Genomic DNA, 19,719 nt, shown 5'->3' with positions numbered 1-19,719 from the left:
TGGGCGATATTGTATTGTGTGCCTCCTTGGCCGCGCAGTCTCAAGAACCCTTTGAACATGCGCTTGACTGTGTGGCCAGGCAGCGCGGACTTCATCACTGTCATGAGCTGGGTTACCTCTTGAGTGATATTCCATATTATAAGGCCAACCCTCGCACTGACTGCTGTCGCCAATTCGCCCGCCGGGTCGTGATGCGACGGGCGGCTAGATTTGCGAGCCGTTCCCCGCGGCAGGCGTAGGTGTTACACATCACCATCGTCTCTCTTTGTAGATGGGACTGCATTATGAGGCAAAAGCTCGCCAGTTAAACCCGCGCGATGTCTTGTGAACCTCTCGTGCTGAGGTAGACTATTGAGCGAGGAAGCTACAGTTCGCTTGTAGTTGCCGGAGGAATGATGCCGTCGTGATGGACGATGGGTGTGCAAAAGTCGTATGAATTAAGTCTGATGTATATAGCACCTATCTAATACGGGAAAGATTTCGTTAGTCTGTGCAGTCCATCACCGAGAAGGCAAGCATTTTTGAAGCGGTATCTCCAACTATGTCACCGCACTGAAAAAACCAGTTTTTACGGATTCTGGAAGAAGCCTCCTTGGACTCCAGCCTCGTCCCGAAGCAGCTCATGACGACTGCACTGGGTGGAAGTTTTGCAATCACACCGCTCGTCGCATTCCACATTTATTTTGCTCAGTGTTCCGGGTTACCGGCAGATAGAGTGGAGGGCACTGCTCTTTTTGAAGCGGAGCAATTGATGGACAGTGAGTCTAAAAATGAATCTATTGCGTGAAACAATGCTTACAACACGATTGGTGTCCGCATTTGTGGCGTGTGCCATAATCACATTAATCGTTGGACTGACAGCCTACGCTGGCATTGAAAGTCTGAAGGGTAGTGTCGACGGTGTTATCGGCAATAATCTCGTTTCTGTATATAAAAAGAGTAACGCGCGAACAAATTCCGTGGCGCACTATCGCGACTTGCATAGAGCTTTGTTATTTAAATATGAGAAAGCAGATCAAGCTGCCTATCAAGCAGTAGTTCAGTCAGTAGCAGATAACCAAAAAGAAGTAGAGCAGCTTTTTAGGGAATATAGACAAACCCCTCTGGAAGATGATGAGCGTGTTGCTGGCGACAGTTTTGAGAGAGATTGGCCTGCTTATATCGAAGCAGGTAATCGAATGATAGAACTGACTACCGCCGGTGATCTGGAAGGTGCCGCGAGACTGTTTGCACAGCAGGTGGACCCTGCGTACAAGGTAGTGAACGATGAGCTCAAACTGATTGTTGCCTCTAATAATCGTCAAAGCTTGGAGGCAGGGCCTGATGCAGACTCAACTACCAATAGAGCATACTGGTCACTGGCCTCAGGTGTAGTTATAGCATTTATAGCTGCTATTGCGTTGGGATTGATCGTAACAAGGTCGATAACGCGACCGCTGTCAGCAGCCTTGCTCACTGCTGAGCAGGTTGCTGGTGGAGACCTCTCACGCAACATCAATGTGAGCGGCAAGGATGAGATCGGAGCGCTACTTACCGCTCTCAGCACCATGCAAGCTAACCTCAGAGCTACCATAAAGGAGATAGGTAGCGCAGCTGACCAGCTCGCTTCCGCATCCGAAGAGCTGAATGCCGTCACAGAAGAAAGCTCTCGGGGTCTAATCCGCCAAAATGACGAGATTCAGCAAGCCGCCACTGCCGTTAATGAGATGACAGCTGCTGTAGAAGAAGTAGCTCGTAATGCCTCCGGCGCTTCAGAAGCCTCTGAACAGACAAGCCGCAATGCTATAGAGGGACGAGACCAGGTCAAAAAAGCTGTCGATTCTGTCAGCGCGATGGCAGACAAGATTGCAGACTCAACCGACAAGGTTGAAGTTCTTGCTACGCGCGTCAATGAAATCACGAAAATACTCGGAGTTATCCAATCTATCGCTGAGCAAACAAACTTGTTGGCTCTGAACGCTGCCATTGAAGCCGCCCGGGCGGGGGAACAGGGAAGAGGCTTTGCTGTAGTCGCAGACGAGGTTCGTGCTCTTGCACACCGTACCCAAGCGTCAACCGCAGATATTGAGGCAATGATGGCCCAGGTACGAACCGGTGCCGAAGATGCGGTTTTTGCAATGAATAGCAGTAAAGCTCTAGCCGCAGAGACTCGTAATCAGGCTGTTGAGGCTGGGATAGCTCTCGAGCGCATCACCGAGGGCGTTTCAACAATAAATGAAAAAAATCTCGTGATAGCCAGTGCTGCGGAGGAACAGGCTCATGTAGCACGTGAAGTCGACCGCAATCTGATCAATATTCAGGATCTTTCCACCCAGACCGCCACAGGGGCGCATCAGACAAACGCCTCCAGTTCAGAACTCTCACGTCTTGCATCCTCGTTCGGAGTGCTAGTGGGCAAGTTTAAAACCTAACTGCCGTCCCTTCGCTTGGCGAACGACTGTCTGAGTGTAGCAATATCCTAGTGAGGCGACGGCCCCGATGTTCAACTGAACACCATTGCGTCAAACTTGCTACAAGACGGCTTTGAAAAAGTGCCGCCTTCCGCGAACACTGGTCGAACTCGAAAGGTTCGTCCAGTCCGTCATGGGGCTGAGCGCGAACTGCTGTGCAGCGCGGGTAAGCACGTTGCATGACCTTGGAATGGGTGTGCCCTACATTTTGCTGGGGAGGCGGACAGCTGCCCGCGTGTGTGCTCCTGACTAAAGGCTATACATGCGCATTTTGCCTTCTGGTAATGTGTAGGCGTTTTTTTTCCTACACACGGTCTTTCATGCTGAAACAAATACTTTTGGTCGAAGATGATCTCAGGGAGATTGAGCTAATAATGATTGCCCTTGAGCGCTCGCAGCTCTGGAGAGATGTCATCATCCTTAGGGATGGTTCAGAGGCTTTGGACTACCTGCATAAGCGCAACGATTTTGCTGGGCGTGCTGATGGCAATCCCTCTGTGATCCTGCTCGATTTGAAACTTCCGAAAGTTGATGGTTTCGGTGTGTTGGAGGCTGTCCGAGCTGATGAGCAACTGCAACGTATCCCGGTGGCCATGCTGACCAGCTCTAATATGGAAGAGGACGTAGCCCGTGCTTATGAGCTTGGCGTTAATGCCTACGTAGTGAAGCCCAACGGGTTTGATGAACTCATCTCAGCGGTCTCTGAATTGGGTCAGTTTTGGGCCGTGTTGAACGAGCCACCACCTGGTTCGACCCGTGCTGCCTTTCATCCAGGCTAAATCACTGCTCTGGAGCCATCACGATCAAGGAGCTGACCTATGAAGACCTGCATGATTAGTGGTGACCTGTTTTCCTACAGCGCTGCCGAACAATACCCGATCGTGAACTTGTGTGATGAATGCGTGGCCGACGACGCGAAAAGAGAGGGAGACCAGCATATCCTCGAGGAGGGAGAGTACCAGCCTGACTACGGTGAAACTTGTGAGTGGTGCGGCAAAACGGACGAGGAAGAGGCCCTAGCCTGGGTCGAATAACGGGACATTCGTTAAATCACCCCCTACAGAAAAGCCCACCCCGGTGGGCTTTTTTACGCCCTCTGGAAACCATTTTCCTTGTGACTGGCATGCCGTACTATACCTCTGCGGCCTTGATGCCGTTCGCTCCTAGCAGCACGGATACTGTCCATGACTCATGAACCCTCGTTGTTGAACCTCCCGGATGACCTGCCTGAGCACGTCTATGCCTCCTGGATTGGCGCACTCACGGACCTGCGGGAAAGCTCCACCCCGGCCCTCGTCAATGAGCACCAGCAATTTTGCACCGCTTATTTACAGGCTCTGGAAGACGTACAAGCCATCGATCCTCATATGGCGCGCATGCTCCACGCCGACGTTCAGGTGTTGAGTGTCGCAGTTCGTACTCTTCTGAACGCACGACTGTCGTAATGCATCCAGCAATTCAGGAAGAAACGCTCCGGGCCATGCTCGAGGCGGGCGCGGTGCGCGATGTGCTGGTGAGTCGTCAAGACGACAAGTGGACGTGGGCCATCCGTTTGGGGCGCGCAGGCAGTCGCTGGCTGCCGGTGCACTCGCGACGAGAAGCGTTGCGCACCTGGGCCAGCCTGACGGCGGTGGGACAGTTTGCCGAGTCGTCGTGGATCCGTGGTGCACTGATTGAAGATCGCAGTACTTAAAAGTACATTTAATAGTACATAAATTTAAGCTGCTTCGGTTTATCCCAGTATATATTGGGGTAATTTCAACAAGTTAGATTCCTGTTTTCGGCACCGCAGGCCCAAAAAGCCCGATCCATCTGGATCGGGCTTTTGCGTTTGTGCGGTACAGCTGATGCGTGACGCCCTTGAACAGGCCGAATCCAGGCATAGGTTCCTGACACCCCTATCTCGCGGGTCAAATATTGAATCTGTAGGAGCGCACGAGCACCGCGAGGCCGCGATAGCGGTGCATCAGGTAGAACGCTATCGCGGCCTCGCGGTGCTCGTGCGCTCCTACAATTGATTGTGTTCAGGGTTTACATCAAAGACTCAACCGCATCGACAGATCCACCGCTTTCACATCCTTGGTCATCGCGCCAATCGAAATGTAATCCACGCCGGTTTCGGCTATTACCAGCAATGTGTCGTCGTTGATCCCGCCGCTGGCTTCCAGTTTCGCCCGGCCGGCATTGAGGCGTACCGCTTCGCGCATGTCGTCGAGGCTGAGTTCGTCGAGCATGACGATGTCGGCCCCGGCATCCAGCGCCTCGCGCAACTCGTCTAGACTCTCTACTTCGATCTCCACCGGTTTACCCGGCGCGATCTTGTGCGCGGCGGTGATGGCCTGGGCAATGCCGCCACAGGCTGCGATATGGTTTTCCTTGATCAGGAAGGCGTCGAACAGACCAATGCGGTGGTTGTGGCAACCGCCGCAGGTCACGGCGTATTTTTGTGCGAGGCGCAGGCCCGGCAGGGTTTTGCGGGTGTCCAGCAATTTGACCTGGGTATTGGCGACGATGTCAGCGTAATGCCGGGCTTTGGTGGCCACCCCTGAAAGCATCTGCAGAAAGTTGAGGGCACTGCGCTCGCCCGTCAGCAGCGAGCGAGCCGGGCCTTCCACATGGAACAGCGCCTGGTTGGGTTGAACCCGATCACCGTCCGTCACCTGCCAGTGCACCGCGACCCGCGGGTCCAGTTGCCGGAATACCGCATCCACCCACGCCGTTCCGGCAATAACCGCAGCGTCCCGGGAGATAACCGTGGCTTTAGCCAAACGTTCGGCGGGAATCAACTGGGCGGTGATGTCGCCACTGCCGACGTCTTCCAGCAGCGCACGCCGTACGTTGGCTTCGATTTCTGCGGTCAGGGTGGCGAGTTTCAGGTTCGGCATAGCGGACTCCATTTAAGGTGAGCCGAGTATAAAGCAGGTCGTCGCCGGAACTCACGGCGCCCCATCTACTGCGGGCGTTTGCTTGTCCTTAAGTGGATGACAGTTGGTCGGTTTTTTACATTTCGTTGCGATGGAACGGGTTTTTCGCGGTCTATCCCTGCACGCGTCAATCCGCTAGCCGGAGACGAAATGTAAAGAACAAGACATCTCTGGCAGATCGGATATATTTTAAATGCTGCGACTTGTATTTGACGTCACGCGTTTGACGGGTGACGAGATGAACTGGGGGATCGCTTCACATGCCCGGGACCTTGCCCGGCTTGTGATGGGATCAATGATGTTGCCTGGCAGGTGGCTTGATGCAAAACGACGAGAATGTTGTGCCGTTAACTAAAGCTAATCCCGACCTGGCGTCTCATTCGCCCCTTGCCCGCCTGCCTGTCGTTTTGCTGCAGGTCCGTGACAAGGCCGCTCAGCAACTCAAGGACGCCTTGCAGGAGCTGTTCGATAATGCCGACGACACGCTGTTTGATATGGCGGATCGTGCGCAGAGCAATTCCGAGCAAAATAATTTCTTTGAAGCCATGCGCGACCTGCGCCTCAAGCGCAAAAGCATCGAGCGTGCGTTTCTCGACAAGTTTTATGACGCTTTTTTGCGCCTGGGCCAGTATCAGGTCTCCGAGCCCGTTATCGCGACGCCGGTGTCGTTCGACAAACTGTCGCTAGTGCACAACGACGACCTGGAAAAGACCGTCGCCGTCGATGCGATGGTCACCAAGGTGCTCAGCCGTGACGGCACTGCGCTTGCCCAGTTGACCACCCGTCTGAACCAGTTGGTCACTCAGCCCCTGACCAATGAAGCCAACCCTATGGGTCCGGCGATGCTGTGTGATTATTTCCTGCAGGCCGGGCGCAGCCTTGGCGTGGGTATAAAGGTCAAGCTGATCGTGCTCAAGCTGTTTGAGAAGTACGTGCTGGCTGACACTGATGATCTGTACAGCGAGGCTAACCAACTTTTGATCGCTACCGGCGTTTTGCCAGAACTCAAAGCGGTGCCAGCGCGTCGCTCCACTGATCGCAGCACTCGTCCTAGCCGCAGCGTCGAGCCATTTGCCGATCCTCTTCTGGCACAGACAGCGGACAAACTCGACAAAGGTGTACACGACGTTTTCTCGGCCTTGCAGGAGCTGTTGCTGCAAGTGCGCGGTAATCTCGTGCCGCGTCACGAGCCCAGTGCAGAAGCCCGGCCGATTTCCAGCCAGGATCTGCTGCGTCTGTTGTCGCACATGCAGCAATATGTTCCTTCGTCGGATTTGCCGGAAGATTTCGATCTGCGCAACCAGTTGGAACAGTTGCTCACCCGTGTCAGCGTCAAGAGCGGCAAATTCCGCGTGGTGGGCGTGGGTGACGAAGACGTCATCAACCTGATCGCCATGCTGTTTGAATTCATTCTCGATGACCGCAATCTGCCGCCCTCGCTGCGTGCGCTGATCGGTCGTCTGCAAATCCCGATGCTCAAAGTTGCGGTGATCGACAAGAGTTTTTTCAGTCGAGGCAGCCATCCGGCGCGACGTCTGCTCAATGAGATCGCTTCTGCGGCGTTGGGCTGGGGCGGTCGTGATGACTATCAGCGCGACTCGCTTTATGTCCGTGTCGAGCAGATCGTGCAGCGTTTGCTGAACGATTTTGTCGATGATCCGGCGATCTTTTCCGAACTGTTGGTGGACTTTCTCGCTTTCACCAGCGATGAGCGTCGCCGCAGCGAATTGCTTGAACAGCGCACCCGTGATGCCGAAGAAGGCCGTGCACGTGCCGAGTTGGCCCGTCAGCGGGTTCAGCAGGAATTGAATCAACGCCTGCTCGGCAAAGTCTTGCCTGAAGTGGTCGTGCGTTTGCTGCAGGAAGCCTGGAGCAAAGTGTTGCTGCTGACTTGCCTCAAACACGGTGATGATTCTGTTGAGTGGCAGGCTGGACTGGCCGCCATGGATGATCTGGTCTGGAGTGTCGAGCTGCACGAAGAACCTGAAGCCAGGCAGCGTTTGCTGGATCTGGTGCCGGGCTTGCTCAAAGCGCTGCGTGAAGGCCTGACCAGCGCCGCGTTCGATCCGTTCGCCACCAGTGAGTTTTTCAGTCAACTGGAAGTGCTGCACGTGCAGGCGTTTCAGCATTTCTCGCGCACTCAGGACGACGCGGCCCAAGGCTCGTCCGAGTCTGCCGAAGCCGAAGAACCGCATGGTCCGGCGATGATTCAGGTGGTCGAAGAGATCGTCTTGATTGCCCCCGGCGAACAGGTTTTCAACGAGCCTGCTTCACGTCTACCGGAAGATGACGCGGGTCTGGCTCAGGTCGACAAGCTGCGTTTGGGCGGCTGGGTAGAAATTCAGGAAGACGAAGAACACAAACTGCGCTGCAAGCTGGCGGCTATCGTCGAGCCGAGCGGTCGTTATGTATTCGTTAATCGCACGGGCATGAAAGTCTTGGAAAAGACCCGCATGGGTCTGGCCCTGGAGTTCCGTCGCGGCACCATCCGCATGCTCGACGACGCCTTGCTGTTTGATCGTGCGCTGGAGTCGGTGTTGGGTAACTTGCGCAAGCTCAAGGGCGCGTAAGGCAGAAATGCAACCCTGTGGGATATTCTGTATTGGCCTGCCAGTGAAGTTCCCGTGTGACCGGCTTCAGCCGGGAAGGCGATATTTCTGACAATGCAAATGTGTCGGTTGTACTCGCCTCTTCCCGGCTAAAGCCGGTCCCACGTCGCACCCGGGGACTTCAAGTTTTGCACAGGCTGGGGATTCCAGACCCTTCCTACCCAATCCTCATCCATTTACACCCTCCCTATTTCTCTCATAGCGGGCATACTTGTCCCTGTCGATTTATCCGCGCAAGGAACCTTCATGCAGCTCGATTGTGCAAGCGGCTGGTGCCATGGCATCCATCACTGCCCATCGCCCAACTTCAATGCGCGCCCTGCGGGTGAAATCTCTTTATTGGTGATTCACAACATCAGTCTGCCACCTGCCCAGTTCAAGACCGGCAAAGTGCAGGCTTTTTTTCAGAATCAACTGGATGTCACCGAGCATCCCTATTTTGAAGGGATTGCAGATCTGCGCGTGTCGGCGCATTTTCTGATCGAGCGGGACGGGGAGGTGACTCAGTTCGTTTCCTGTCTGGATCGGGCTTGGCATGCGGGCGTATCGGTTTTCGAGGGGCGGGAAACCTGCAACGACTTTTCCGTTGGCATCGAGCTTGAGGGCACCGACGAGCAGCCGTTTACGGACGCGCAATACGCCGCCCTGATTGATTTGACCCGTCAGCTACAGTCAGCGTACCCGGCGATCAGCAGCGCTCGCATTTGTGGCCATAGCGACATCGCGCCGGGTCGGAAGACTGACCCGGGGCCATTTTTTGACTGGTCGCGTTTCAAAGCGGCCTTGCAGGTTTGAAGTGAGGGACAGGTAAATGAGTTTTCTGGTGTTACTGCTGGCGGTCTTGATCGAAAAGTTTTCGGCCTTGCGTGAGCGTGTCCAGCGAGATGGTATCTGGCGGTCTGAACTGGCCAGGCTTGAAGCCAGTCCGCGCATGGCGTCGCACCCTTGGTTGATTCTCGGGTTGAGTGTGTTGCTGCCGGTGTTGCTGGTCGCATTGATTCTGGTGGTCCTGGGTTCAGTCGCCAACGGTTGGCTGGCATTGCCGGTGCATTTGCTGGTGTTGATCTACAGCCTGGGGCGTGGCGATCTGATTGCCGCGCTCGGTCCGTTTCGTGACGCTTGCCGCCGCGGTGACGAGCAGGCTGCGGTGCATGTTGCCGAGCGCGACATGGGTGTGCTGGCCGACAACAGCGAAGATTTGCTCAAAGGCGTGCAGGGCCACCTGTTGTGGCAGGCCTATCAGAGTTTCTTTGCGGTGATTTTCTGGTACTTCCTGCTGGGACCGGTAGCCGCTTTGGCCTACCGTTTGCTGGCGCTGGCTGCCGAGCATGGCAAGACCCCAGGCGTGGCAGAAAACGCAGCACAGTTGCGTCATGCTTTCGACTGGATTCCGGTACGCCTGCTGGCGGCAAGCTTTGCCTTGGTGGGTAACTTCGTTGCAGTCACTCGGGTGATGCTGCATGAACTGCTCAATTGGGATATCAGCGCAGCCCAGTTGATTGCGAAAGTCGGCTGTGTGGCTGGAGAGGTTCCTGCGCCTGTGGTGGGGGCGGAAGGCGTCAACAGCCTCGATGTGCTCTGGGAGTTGCTGATCCGCGCCGCGATTGTCTGGTACGCCGGGTTTGCGTTGTGGACGTTGCTAGTTTGAGGGGGGAGGCTGCAACTCCATTGAATTGGAATGCCTCACATAGTAGACGCTGATGAACGTGGGACCGGCTTCAGCCGGGAAAGGCGCCTGGAAAATGCTACATATTCAGCGGCTGTCCCGGCCTCTTCCCGGCTAAAGCCGGTCCCACGTCAACGTGCCGGAAACGGCATTTCAATCAAATCCAGCCAAATAACTCGTTGGCATTCCGGGTACTCACCTCAGCCAACCGCTCGGGCGTAACATCCATCAACCCAGCCAGCGCTTCACAGATCTCCGGCAAATGCTCCGGACTGTTGCGCTGGCCTGGATACATGGCGGGTGCCATGTCCGGCGAGTCGGTTTCCAGCACGATGCTGTCCAGCGGCAGATCAGCGATGACCCGGTGCATGCGTAACGCTTGAGGCCAGGTCGCGGCACCGCCGAGGCCGAGTTTGAAACCCAGTTTGATGTATTCACGCGCTTCTTCACGACTCCCGGCGAAAGCATGAACAATGCCGCTGCGCTTGAGCTTGAAGCGCTTGAGGGTGGCGATCACGTCGGCGTGGCTACGACGGACATGCAGCAGCGCGGGCAGGTTGAAGTCCGCAGCCAGCTGTAATTGCGCCTCGAAAACCTGTTGCTGACGCGGGCGATTTAGGGTTTCAACGTAGTAATCCAGGCCAATTTCCCCCACCGCACATAATTGCGGGTGACCTTTCAGGCGTGTCAGCCAGTCAGCCAGTTGGTCGAGATGTTCGGGCTGATGCTCGTCGATGTACACCGGATGCAGGCCGAATGCGGCGTGCAGCGATGGGTTCGCCAGTGTCAGGTCCCAGACACGCTGCCAGTTGCGCTCGTACACCCCCAGCACGACCATGCGCTCGACGCCCAGCGTCCGGCAGTGGTCGAGAACCGCTGCTCGATCTGCATCGAAATCGTCGAAGTCCAGGTGCGTGTGGGTGTCAATGAGCGTCACATTCAGTCCTCGTGAATGCGCTGTTTGAAGGTTCGCACGATGGCATGTACGCCCGGTTCATACTGATTTTTTTCAATCGCAGCCAAGGCCAGGTCCAGTGCAGCGCTGGCAATCAACTGGTGTTGCTGGGCCATGGCATTGACCGGTAGCGGCAGGAAGTCCAGCAACTGCGTATCACCAAAGGTGCCTAGATGAAATTGTGCCGGGTTCACGGCGCGACTTTGCAGCGCGTCGAAAACCCCCTGCAACAGGACGTACGAGGTGGTGACCAACGCGTCAGGGAAATCACCCAGCCGCTCAAAAATATCCTGCATCAATTGTTGGCCGCACTGCCTGCTGAATGCATCGCCATGCTCGATGATCACCGAGCCTTCGAAGCCCGCCAGCGCATCCTCGAAACCGCTGGCCCGTGCACGGCTGATGCTCAGCTCCGGTCGGGCGCCAATCAGCGCGATGTGCCTGGGTTTCGTCTGCAACAGACTACGAGTCAGCTGCAGGCTGGCGTCGTGGTCGTCGCTGACGACTGAGCAAAAGTGTCGGGCGTCCATTTCCCGGTCGATGGCGATGACCGGCATGCCTTTATCCTGCAGCTCGCGATAGCTGTCATCACTGGCGGGCAGGCAGCTGGCAACAAACAGCGCGTCACAGCGCCGTGCACGGAATAGCTGGAGTAGTTGCAGCTCGCTGACGGGGTCATCGTCGGAACTGGCGATCAGCAATTGATAGCCGTGCGCCCGTGCACCCTGTTCCAGCAGCTTGGCTATCCGCGCGTAACTGGGGTTTTCCAGGTCGGGCAGGATAAATCCCAGGGTGCGGGTGTGCCGGCTGCGCAAGCCTGCGGCCTGGGGGTTCGGACGAAAGCCGTGCTCTTCGACGACTGCCTGAACGCGCTCGACGGTAGCGTTGCTGATGCGTTGTTGTTCGGCCTTTCCGTTGATCACGTAACTGGCCGTGGTGACGGAGACTCCCGCCAGACGTGCAATATCACTGAGCTTCACTCGTGATTCCTTTTGTTATGGATGCCTCATCAGAGAAGATTCTCACCGAAAGTGGCCGATCTGCACAGCAGACCATCGTCCACCCTCAATGTTCTCAGGTTTATTTGCGTTTGGCGGGCTACATTGGAGCTCGTGCTCTTCAACCTGCAGAGATAATCGAGTAACGTGCCACAACTTAGATTAAACGTTTCAGCAACTTTTTTCGTTGCTGTTGTCATAGGCATACCTTTGATCGTTTATCTGTTTCATCACCTAAGCTGTCGATCAAACCGTGATCGTCCTTAAAACAAGAATCAGGCGCGTGCCCGCGCTGTACAGGAGACAGGCATGCTCGAGCTCACTGTTGAGCAAATATCCATGGCCCAGACGGCTGTGGATAAACCCGCCGCTTTGCAATTGCTTGCCGAACTGCTGGTTGCCGATGGTCTGGTTGCCGACGGCTACCTGACCGGTTTGCAGAACCGCGAAAAACAAGGCTCGACCTTTCTCGGTCAGGGCATCGCAATCCCCCACGGAACCCCCGAAACCCGCGACCAGGTCTTTTCCACCGGCGTGCGCCTCATGCAGTTTCCCGAGGGCGTGGATTGGGGCGACGGCCACATGGTCTATCTGGCCATTGGTATCGCTGCTAAATCCGACGAGCATTTACGCCTCTTGCAACTCCTGACGCGTGCCCTTGGCGAAAACGATATTGGCGAAGCCCTGCGTCAGGCCGAGAGCCCTGAAGCGCTGCTCAAACTGTTGCAAGGCGCGCCGCAAGAGCTGGCCCTTGATAGCCAGTTGATCAGCCTTGGGGTTACCGCGGACGATTTCGAGGAGCTGGTCTGGCGTGGTGCACGTTTGCTACGTAAGGCCGATTGCGTCGATAACGGCTTCGCTGCCGTGCTCCAGCAGGTTGAAGCCTTGTCTCTGGGTGATGGCCTGTGGTGGCTGCACAGCGAACAGACCGTCAAACGCCCAGGACTGGCCTTCGTCACGCCGGACAAGCCGATTCGTTATCTCGGGCAGCCGCTCACCGGGTTGTTCTGCCTCGCCAGTCTGGGCGAAGCGCACCAGACGTTGCTTGAGCGTTTGTGCTCCCTGCTGATTGAAGGCCGCGGCCATGAACTGGGCCACGCCACCAGCAATCGCGCGGTGCTTGAAGCACTGGGCGGTGAAGTGCCTCCTGAATGGCCGACCCAACATGTGACGCTGGCTAACGCCCATGGCTTGCACGCCCGTCCGGCGAAGATCCTGGCGCAACTGGCCAAGGAGTTTGAAGGCGATATTCGTGTTCGCGTGCTGGACACCGGCGAGAGCGCGGTCTCCGCCAAGAGTTTGAGCAAACTGCTGAGCCTGGGCGCTCGCCGTGGCCAGGTGCTGGAGTTCATTGCCGAGCCGAGTGTCGCCGCCGATGCGCTGCCTGCTTTGTTGGCTGCCGTCGAGCAAGGTCTGGGCGAAGAAGTCGAACCGCTACCGACCGCAACATCGCCGACACCGGCTGCGGCAGTCGTCGCCCCGGAAATGCCCGCGCCGGTGGATGGTGCTCAAATCACCGCGGTCCCAGCGTCGCCGGGTATCGCCATCGGCCCTGCGCATATTCAGGTGCTGCAAGCCTTCGATTACCCGTTGCAGGGCGAATCGGCGGCCATCGAGCGCGAACGTCTGGAAAAAGCCCTGACCGAAGTGCGTCAGGACATTCAGGGCCTGATTCAGCGCAGCAAGGCCAAGGCGATCCGCGAGATTTTCATCACCCACGTCGAAATGCTCGACGACCCCGAGCTGATCAACGAAGTCATCCTGCGCCTCAAACAGGGCGAGAGCGCTGCGGCGGCCTGGGACAATGTGATCGACAGCGCGGCGCGTCAGCAGGAACAGCTGCAGGACGTGCTTCTGGCTGAGCGCGCAGCGGATTTGCGTGATGTTGGCCGTCGCGTACTGGCGCAGATTTGCGGCATCGAAAACGTTGCTGCCCCGGACGAACCCTACATTCTGGTAATGGATGAGGTTGGCCCCTCTGATGTGGCGCGACTTGATCCCGCTCAGGTGGCTGGCATTCTGACTGCGCGTGGTGGTGCCACAGCGCACAGCGCGATCGTGGCCCGCGCTTTGGGCATTCCAGCGCTGGTGGGTGCCGGTGATGGCGTGTTGTTGCTCAAACCGGGCACGGTGCTGTTGCTGGACGGCCAGAAAGGTCGCCTGACTGTTGCGCCAGATGCCGAGACCTTGCAGCGTGCTGCCGAAGATCGCGACAACCGCGAACAACGTCTGCAAGCCGCTGCCGCGAAACGCATGGAGCCTGCACTGACTGTCGACGGCCATGCCGTTGAAGTGTTCGCCAACATTGGCGATAGCGCCGGTACACCCGCTGCGGTAGAGCAGGGCGCGGAAGGCATCGGGCTGCTGCGTACCGAATTGCTGTTCATGGCCCACTCGCAGGCGCCGGACGAGGCGACTCAGGAAGCTGAATACCGTCGCGTGCTGGACGATCTGCAAGGCCGTCCTCTGGTGGTTCGTACGCTGGACGTCGGCGGCGATAAACCGCTGCCTTACTGGCCCATCGACAAAGAGGAAAACCCCTTCCTCGGTGTGCGCGGCATTCGTCTGACCCTGCAACGTCCGCAGGTCATGGAGAGCCAGCTGCGCGCCTTGTTGCGCGCCGCTGACAATCGTCCGCTGCGCATCATGTTTCCGATGGTCGGCACCGTTGAAGAATGGCGTCAGGCGCGGGACATGACACTGCGTCTTCGGGAAGAAATCCCGGTTGCGGACTTGCAGATCGGCATCATGATCGAAGTGCCGTCGGCCGCGTTGCTTGCTCCCGTGCTGGCCAAAGAAGTGGACTTCTTCAGTGTCGGCACCAACGACCTGACCCAATACACCATGGCCATTGACCGCGGTCACCCGACCTTGTCGGCGCAGGCTGACGGCCTGCACCCGGCTGTGTTGCAACTGATCGACATCACCGTGCGTGCGGCTCATGCCAATGGCAAGTGGGTGGGTATTTGCGGCGAACTGGCGGCGGATCCGCTGGCAGTACCGGTGCTGGTCGGCCTTGGCGTCGATGAGTTGAGCGTCTCGGCGCGCAGCATCGGTGAAGTCAAAGCCTGCGTGCGTGAATTGAATTTGAGTACGGCGAAGCAACTGGCGCAGAACGCGCTGACGGTGGGCAGCGCCGCCGAAGTGCGTGCCCTTGTGGAGGCTTTTTAATGGCCAAGATACTGACCCTGACCATGAACCCCGCGTTGGACCTGACTGTGCAGTTGGGACCGTTGCAGCTCGGGCAAGTCAACCGCAGCGAAGCCATGCTCAGCCATGCGGCAGGCAAAGGTTTGAACGTTGCCCAGGTGCTGGCTGATCTGGGGCATCAAGTGACCGTCGCTGGCTTTCTTGGCGTCGACAATCAGCAACCGTTCGAGGCGCTGGTTACGCGTCGCGGCTTTGTCGATGAGTTCGTTCGCGTACCGGGTGAAACCCGCAGCAACATCAAGCTGGCAGAGCAGAGCGGGCGTATCACCGACTTGAATGGCCCCGGCCCGATGGTCAGCGAAGAGGCACAGCAAGCGCTGTATGCCCGTGTTGAACAGATCGCGACGCAGTTTGACGCGGTTGTGGTTGCAGGCAGCCTGCCGCGTGGTGTCAGCCCGGAATGGCTGCACAAGTTGCTGGTCCGTCTCAAGGATCTTGGGCTGAAGGTCGCGCTGGACAGCAGTGGTCTGGCCTTGCGTGCCGGTCTCGCGGCGGGTCCGTGGCTGATCAAACCCAATACCGAAGAACTGGCCGATGCGCTGGATGCGCCGATCATTTCCATCGCCGCTCAGGCCGAAGCCGCCGCCAGCCTGCGTGCCCGAGGCATTGAGCATGTGGTGATCTCGCAGGGGTCCGAAGGTGTGCATTGGTTCAGCGCCGAGACCGCGTTGCAGTCGCTGCCGCCGAAAGTCACCGTCGCGAGCACCGTGGGTGCCGGAGACTCGCTGCTAGCGGGTATGGTGCACGGTTTGCTCAGTGGCCATCCGGCTCAACAAACCCTGCGCACTGCCACGGCGATTGCTGCCATGGCGGTGACCCAGATCGGGTTTGGCATTACCGATAACGCACAGCTTAAAAAGCTCGAAGGCGGCGTGAACGTTCGCACTTTGGCGGAAAGATAAAGGAACCGGCCACTGCATGGTCGGTGTAGGAGCTGCCGAAGGCTGCGATAAGGTGTGTCAGACACGCCTTATCGCAGCCTTCGGCAGCTCCTACAGAATGCATTCCAATCAACTTGGTTATGCGCTGTTTAATAAGAGAGGCCAGGTAATGAAATTAGCCATTGTGACAGCCTGCCCGAACGGCAAGGTCAGCAGCGTTCTCAGTGCGAGGCTGCTGGATGCCGCCGCCCAGCGTATGGGCTGGAGCACTTGCGTCGAGGTCTTTGATCCGCGCAACCCGACACAGGTTTTGTCTGCCCAGGAAATTGCTGACGCCGACTGGATCCTGGTGGTCAACACCGGTGAAGTCGATCTGTCCCGCTTTGTGGGCAAGCGTCTGTTCCAGGACTCTCCCGCCCATGCGCTGCAAGACGTGGACGGTTTCCTGCATCGGGCGTCCGAGCAGGCCAACGTCTACGAGGCATCTGTTGTCGTAGCGTCTGCAGCGACTGGCGCCGTACCGCGCATCGTCGCGGTTACCGCGTGCCCGACGGGCGTTGCGCATACCTTCATGGCTGCTGAGGCCATTCAGCAGGCAGCCAAGCGTCTGGGCTATGAGCTTCAGGTTGAGACTCAAGGCTCGGTGGGCGCTCGTAATCCCCTCAGCGCTCAGGCGATTGCCGACGCTGATGTGGTATTGCTGGCGGCCGATATTGAAGTGGCTACCGAGCGCTTCGCGGGCAAACGTATTTATCGCTGCGGCACCGGTATTGCACTCAAGCAATCCGACGCCACGCTGAAAAAAGCGCTGGCTGAAGCTCAGGTGGAATCTTCTGGCAGTGCATCGACTGCACCGGCCAAACAGGAGAAAACCGGCGTCTACAAACACTTGCTGACTGGCGTGTCGTACATGCTGCCGATGGTGGTGGCGGGCGGTTTGCTGATCGCACTGTCGTTTGTGTTCGGCATTGAGGCGTTCAAGGAGCCAGGCACCCTGGCTGCAATCCTGAAGCAAGTGGGTGATGCTGCCTTTACGTTGATGGTCCCGTTGCTGGCCGGGTATATCGCCTACTCCATCGCCGATCGTCCGGGCCTGGCTCCCGGCATGATCGGTGGTCTGCTGGCAAGCACCCTCGGCGCAGGTTTCATCGGCGGGATCGCAGCGGGTTTCATCGCGGGCTACAGCGCCTGGGCAATCAATCGCTACGTTCGTTTGCCTGCCAGTGTCGAGGCGCTCAAGCCGATTCTGATTATCCCGTTACTCGCCAGTCTGGTCACTGGCCTGCTGATGATTTACGCGGTAGGCGGGCCCGTCGCAGGGCTGCTGGAAAGCCTGACGGTGTTTCTCAACAGCATGGGCACCACCAACGCGATTCTGCTGGGCGTGCTGCTCGGCGCAATGATGTGTGTCGATCTGGGTGGCCCGATCAACAAAGCGTCTTATGCGTTCTCGGTGGGGTTGCTGGCGTCCCAGAGCTACGCGCCCATGGCAGCTGCGATGGCTGCGGGCATGGTTCCGCCGATTGGTATGGGCATCGCCAGTTTCATCGCCCGCCGTAAATTCGCTCAGAGCGAGCGGGAAGCGGGCAAGGCTGCGTTTGTGCTGGGGCTGTGTTTCATCTCCGAAGGCGCGATTCCGTTTGCTGCGAAAGACCCGTTGCGGGTGATTCCAGCCAGTATTGCCGGTGGCGCGTTGACCGGTGCATTGTCGATGTACTTCGGCTGCAAACTGATGGCTCCGCACGGTGGCTTGTTCGTGATGCTGATCCCGAATGCCATCAACCATGCGCTGCTGTATCTGCTGGCGATTGTCGCGGGCAGCGTGGTGACAGGCGTGACGTACGCGTTGCTCAAGCGGCCGGAAGTGGCTGAGATGGAGGTTGCGCCAGCGCAGGCGTGATTAGCACCTTGGCCTGGTAATGCGATATCCCCGGTAGGAGCGAAGTTGTTCGCGAGGCGGCATGCCTGAGGAACCGCGTCAGCCTTTCTCGCCAACAAGTTGGCTCCTACCTTTGAGCGCAGTAGGCCTGAGACTGCGCAATGCCTGGGTAGGAGCGAACTTGTTCGCGAGGCGATTTGATAGACACACCGCCTCTCGCCAACAAGTTGGCTCCTACCAGTTCAATGTCTGCCCCACTGTCATATTTCCCCAATCTTGCACTGCTAGCTTTCCCCTTTACCTTCAACAAGGGGACCCTCCATGACTCAGTTCGATCCGACACGTCGCCGCATCATTCAGGCTGCTGGCGCAGGCTTGCTTTTGCCCGGTCTGGCGCCAGCCGTTATCGCTTCGATTCAGGACCGGCCGAAAATCACTGATGGTGTGCAGTCCGGTGACGTGCTGGACGATCGGGCGATGGTCTGGAGTCGCAGTGATCGACCGTCGCGCATGGTGGTGGAGTGGGACACTCGCAGTATGTTCACCAACCCGCGTCGTGTGGTTTCAGCCCTTGCTGATCAGCGCACCGACTTTACTGCGCGAGTCGAGCTGAGTGGATTGCCCGCCGATCAGGCGATTTTCTACCGCGTGCAATTCGAAGATGCTCAGTCGGGCGTAGCCAGTGAACCCTGGTTTGGCCATCTGCGCAGCGTGCCGCAACAGCGCCGGGATCTGCGGTTTGTATGGAGTGGCGACACGGTCGGCCAGGGCTTCGGCATCAACCCGGACATAGGCGGCATGCGTATCTATGAAGCCATGCGTCTGCGCCTGCCGGATTTCTTTATCCACAGCGGCGACACCATCTATGCCGACGGCCCGGTGCCGGCGCAGGTCGTCACGGAAGGCGGACGCATCTGGCGCAATATCACCACCGAAGCCAAGAGCAAGGTCGCGGAAACCCTTGACGAGTATCGCGGTGCTTATCGCTACAATCTGATGGATGACAACTTGCGCCGCTTCAACGCGGAAGTGCCGCAAATCTGGCAGTGGGACGACCACGAAGTGACCAATAACTGGTCCTCAAGCAAACAACTGGACGACCGCTACAAGGTCAAGGACATCCAGTTGCTGGCCTCCCGTGGCCGACAGGCGTTTCTGGAATACGCGCCTATGCGTTTGCAGGAAGCGGATAACGGCGGGCGTATCTATCGCAAGATGAGTTACGGGCCGATGCTGGACGTGTTCGTGCTGGACATGCGCAGTTATCGCGACGGCAACGATTCCAACCTGGCCGATAAACCGGGGCCGACCACGGCTTTCCTGGGGCGGACCCAACTGGACTGGCTTAAGACCGGGCTCAAGAACTCCACCGCACAGTGGAAGGTGATCGCTGCCGACATGCCGATTGGTCTGGGCGTACCGGATGGCGAAGTCAGCCCTGGTGTGGCGCGCTGGGAAGCCATCGCCAACGGTCAGGACGGCCCGGCGGCTGGTCGCGAGCTGGAAGTCGCCGAACTGTTGACGTATATGCGCGTGCAGAAAATCCGCGACTGTGTATGGCTGACCGCCGATGTGCATTATTGCGCGGCGCATCACTACCAACCTGACCGGGCGGTGTTTCAGGACTTCGATCCGTTCTGGGAGTTTGTGGCCGGGCCTTTGAACGCCGGGAGCTTTGGTCCTAACGCTCTGGACAAAACCTTCGGCCCTGAACTGGTTTTCCAAAAGGCCCCGCCTGCGCAGAACACCTCGCCGTTTGCCGGTTTTCAGTTTTTTGGTGAAGTGAACATTGACGGGCAGAGCTCGGAGATGACCGTGACCTTGCGGGATCTGGACGGGGTGTCTGTGTTCGAGAAAAAACTGGTGCCCGCCAGGGACGCATGAAGACAACAGTATTCTGGATCTGGATGAATGCTCTTGTGGGGATTCTATGTAGATCTGCAAGCTGACGTGGGACCGGCTTTAGCCGGGAAGGCTGCATTTCTGGCGATCAAGATGTAGTGGATATGCGAGCCTCTTCCCGGCTAAAGCCGGTCCCACGTCGTAATGTCAGCTTGCGTAACGGCTTGGCATTTTCCACAGAAGCCACTCGGCATTGGTTGTACCGAAGCACGCCAGAAATTCCTTGTAACGCTATCGTCTATGCT

15 protein-coding genes and 1 pseudogene are annotated in these 19,719 nt (G+C 57.5%); 13 read left to right on the top strand and 3 right to left on the bottom strand.

Going from position 1 to position 19,719, the window contains the following annotated elements; genetic code table 11:
* Positions 1 to 770: 770 nt before the first annotated feature.
* The 6 genes and pseudogenes from CKW31_RS30375 to CKW31_RS15375 all read left to right on the top strand — a co-directional run.
* Positions 771 to 1,556: pseudogene (locus CKW31_RS30375) on the top strand (MCP four helix bundle domain-containing protein); the annotation flags it as partial.
* Complete coding sequence (locus CKW31_RS30370) at positions 1,548 to 2,411, top strand: methyl-accepting chemotaxis protein (RefSeq protein WP_371856755.1); 864 nt, start codon at positions 1,548 to 1,550, stop codon at positions 2,409 to 2,411. The pseudogene CKW31_RS30375 and the gene CKW31_RS30370, both read left to right, overlap by 9 nt.
* A 359-nt stretch (positions 2,412 to 2,770) precedes the next feature.
* Positions 2,771 to 3,229 (top strand): response regulator, encoded by a 459-nt coding sequence (locus CKW31_RS15390; RefSeq protein ID WP_095096529.1) that lies wholly within the window; start codon positions 2,771 to 2,773, stop codon positions 3,227 to 3,229.
* A gap of 39 nt (positions 3,230 to 3,268) precedes the next feature.
* On the top strand, positions 3,269 to 3,484 hold the full coding sequence (locus CKW31_RS15385; RefSeq protein ID WP_095096527.1) for a hypothetical protein: 216 nt from the start codon (positions 3,269 to 3,271) through the stop codon (positions 3,482 to 3,484).
* 150 nt (positions 3,485 to 3,634) lie between these two features.
* Positions 3,635 to 3,895: a hypothetical protein gene (locus CKW31_RS15380; protein ID WP_095096525.1), complete on the top strand. Its 261-nt coding sequence runs from the start codon at positions 3,635 to 3,637 to the stop codon at positions 3,893 to 3,895.
* Positions 3,895 to 4,143 carry a hypothetical protein gene (locus CKW31_RS15375; protein WP_095096522.1) on the top strand — a complete coding sequence of 83 codons (249 nt, stop codon included), beginning with the start codon at positions 3,895 to 3,897 and terminating at the stop codon, positions 4,141 to 4,143. Before CKW31_RS15380 ends, CKW31_RS15375 begins: the two co-directional genes overlap by 1 nt.
* Before the next feature lie 343 nt (positions 4,144 to 4,486).
* Here the strand turns inward: CKW31_RS15375 and nadC are convergent, their stop codons facing one another.
* A complete protein-coding gene (gene nadC, locus CKW31_RS15370) occupies positions 4,487 to 5,335 on the bottom strand; it encodes a carboxylating nicotinate-nucleotide diphosphorylase (protein ID WP_095096520.1) in 849 nt (282 codons plus the stop codon).
* Between the two features lie 359 nt (positions 5,336 to 5,694).
* Here nadC and CKW31_RS15365 point away from each other — a divergent pair, with 359 nt between their 5' ends.
* From CKW31_RS15365 to ampE, 3 genes are all read left to right on the top strand, one after another.
* Positions 5,695 to 7,944, top strand: a complete 2,250-nt coding sequence (locus tag CKW31_RS15365) for a DUF1631 domain-containing protein (protein ID WP_095096518.1) — start codon at positions 5,695 to 5,697, stop codon at positions 7,942 to 7,944.
* 285 nt (positions 7,945 to 8,229) lie between these two features.
* Positions 8,230 to 8,778: a 1,6-anhydro-N-acetylmuramyl-L-alanine amidase AmpD gene (gene ampD / locus CKW31_RS15360; RefSeq protein WP_095096516.1), complete on the top strand. Its 549-nt coding sequence runs from the start codon at positions 8,230 to 8,232 to the stop codon at positions 8,776 to 8,778.
* Between the two features lie 16 nt (positions 8,779 to 8,794).
* Positions 8,795 to 9,631: a regulatory signaling modulator protein AmpE gene (gene ampE, locus CKW31_RS15355; RefSeq protein ID WP_095096513.1), complete on the top strand. Its 837-nt coding sequence runs from the start codon at positions 8,795 to 8,797 to the stop codon at positions 9,629 to 9,631.
* 175 nt (positions 9,632 to 9,806) lie between these two features.
* Here ampE and CKW31_RS15350 read toward each other — a convergent pair whose 3' ends face one another.
* Entirely contained in the window at positions 9,807 to 10,592 is a 786-nt protein-coding gene (locus CKW31_RS15350; RefSeq protein WP_176469899.1) for a TatD family hydrolase, read from the bottom strand.
* Positions 10,589 to 11,584, bottom strand: coding sequence for a catabolite repressor/activator (gene cra, locus CKW31_RS15345; RefSeq protein ID WP_095096509.1), 996 nt, complete (start codon positions 11,582 to 11,584; stop codon positions 10,589 to 10,591). Before cra ends, CKW31_RS15350 begins: the two co-directional genes overlap by 4 nt.
* A 327-nt stretch (positions 11,585 to 11,911) precedes the next feature.
* Between cra and ptsP the strand changes: the two genes are divergently transcribed.
* The 4 genes from ptsP to CKW31_RS15325 all read left to right on the top strand — a co-directional run bounded on the left by ptsP (position 11,912) and on the right by CKW31_RS15325 (position 19,456).
* Positions 11,912 to 14,773 (top strand): phosphoenolpyruvate--protein phosphotransferase, encoded by a 2,862-nt coding sequence (gene ptsP / locus CKW31_RS15340; RefSeq protein ID WP_095096506.1) that lies wholly within the window; start codon positions 11,912 to 11,914, stop codon positions 14,771 to 14,773.
* Entirely contained in the window at positions 14,773 to 15,714 is a 942-nt protein-coding gene (gene pfkB / locus CKW31_RS15335; protein WP_095096499.1) for a 1-phosphofructokinase, read from the top strand. Before ptsP ends, pfkB begins: the two co-directional genes overlap by 1 nt.
* Positions 15,715 to 15,862: 148 nt before the next feature.
* The gene (locus CKW31_RS15330; protein ID WP_095096906.1) at positions 15,863 to 17,593 is read left to right on the top strand and encodes a PTS fructose-like transporter subunit IIB; all 1,731 of its coding nucleotides are present in this window, start codon (positions 15,863 to 15,865) and stop codon (positions 17,591 to 17,593) included.
* Between the two features lie 300 nt (positions 17,594 to 17,893).
* Positions 17,894 to 19,456, top strand: a complete 1,563-nt coding sequence (locus tag CKW31_RS15325; protein WP_095096495.1) for an alkaline phosphatase — start codon at positions 17,894 to 17,896, stop codon at positions 19,454 to 19,456.
* Positions 19,457 to 19,719 lie beyond the last annotated feature (263 nt).

This window comes from Pseudomonas sp. Irchel 3A5, from assembly GCF_900187575.1.
Taxonomy (GTDB): Bacteria; Pseudomonadota; Gammaproteobacteria; order Pseudomonadales; family Pseudomonadaceae; genus Aquipseudomonas; species Aquipseudomonas folii.
This window is presented reverse-complemented; position numbering and strand designations above follow the sequence as displayed.

What these genes read in the sequence shown, in the direction of transcription:
- pfkB (WP_095096499.1), top strand. Translation starts at nt 14,773, where the DNA reads ATGGCCAAGATACTGACCCTGACCATGAACCCCGCGTTGGACCTGACT.
- CKW31_RS15375 (WP_095096522.1), top strand. Translation starts at nt 3,895, where the DNA reads ATGCATCCAGCAATTCAGGAAGAAACGCTCCGGGCCATGCTCGAGGCG.
- nadC (WP_095096520.1), bottom strand. Translation starts at nt 5,335, where the DNA reads ATGCCGAACCTGAAACTCGCCACCCTGACCGCAGAAATCGAAGCCAAC.
- ampE (WP_095096513.1), top strand. Translation starts at nt 8,795, where the DNA reads ATGAGTTTTCTGGTGTTACTGCTGGCGGTCTTGATCGAAAAGTTTTCG.
- CKW31_RS15325 (WP_095096495.1), top strand. Translation starts at nt 17,894, where the DNA reads ATGACTCAGTTCGATCCGACACGTCGCCGCATCATTCAGGCTGCTGGC.
- CKW31_RS15330 (WP_095096906.1), top strand. Translation starts at nt 15,863, where the DNA reads ATGAAATTAGCCATTGTGACAGCCTGCCCGAACGGCAAGGTCAGCAGC.
- CKW31_RS15390 (WP_095096529.1), top strand. Translation starts at nt 2,771, where the DNA reads ATGCTGAAACAAATACTTTTGGTCGAAGATGATCTCAGGGAGATTGAG.
- CKW31_RS15385 (WP_095096527.1), top strand. Translation starts at nt 3,269, where the DNA reads ATGAAGACCTGCATGATTAGTGGTGACCTGTTTTCCTACAGCGCTGCC.
- CKW31_RS30370 (WP_371856755.1), top strand. Translation starts at nt 1,548, where the DNA reads ATGCAAGCTAACCTCAGAGCTACCATAAAGGAGATAGGTAGCGCAGCT.
- CKW31_RS15365 (WP_095096518.1), top strand. Translation starts at nt 5,695, where the DNA reads ATGCAAAACGACGAGAATGTTGTGCCGTTAACTAAAGCTAATCCCGAC.
- ptsP (WP_095096506.1), top strand. Translation starts at nt 11,912, where the DNA reads ATGCTCGAGCTCACTGTTGAGCAAATATCCATGGCCCAGACGGCTGTG.
- ampD (WP_095096516.1), top strand. Translation starts at nt 8,230, where the DNA reads ATGCAGCTCGATTGTGCAAGCGGCTGGTGCCATGGCATCCATCACTGC.
- CKW31_RS15380 (WP_095096525.1), top strand. Translation starts at nt 3,635, where the DNA reads ATGACTCATGAACCCTCGTTGTTGAACCTCCCGGATGACCTGCCTGAG.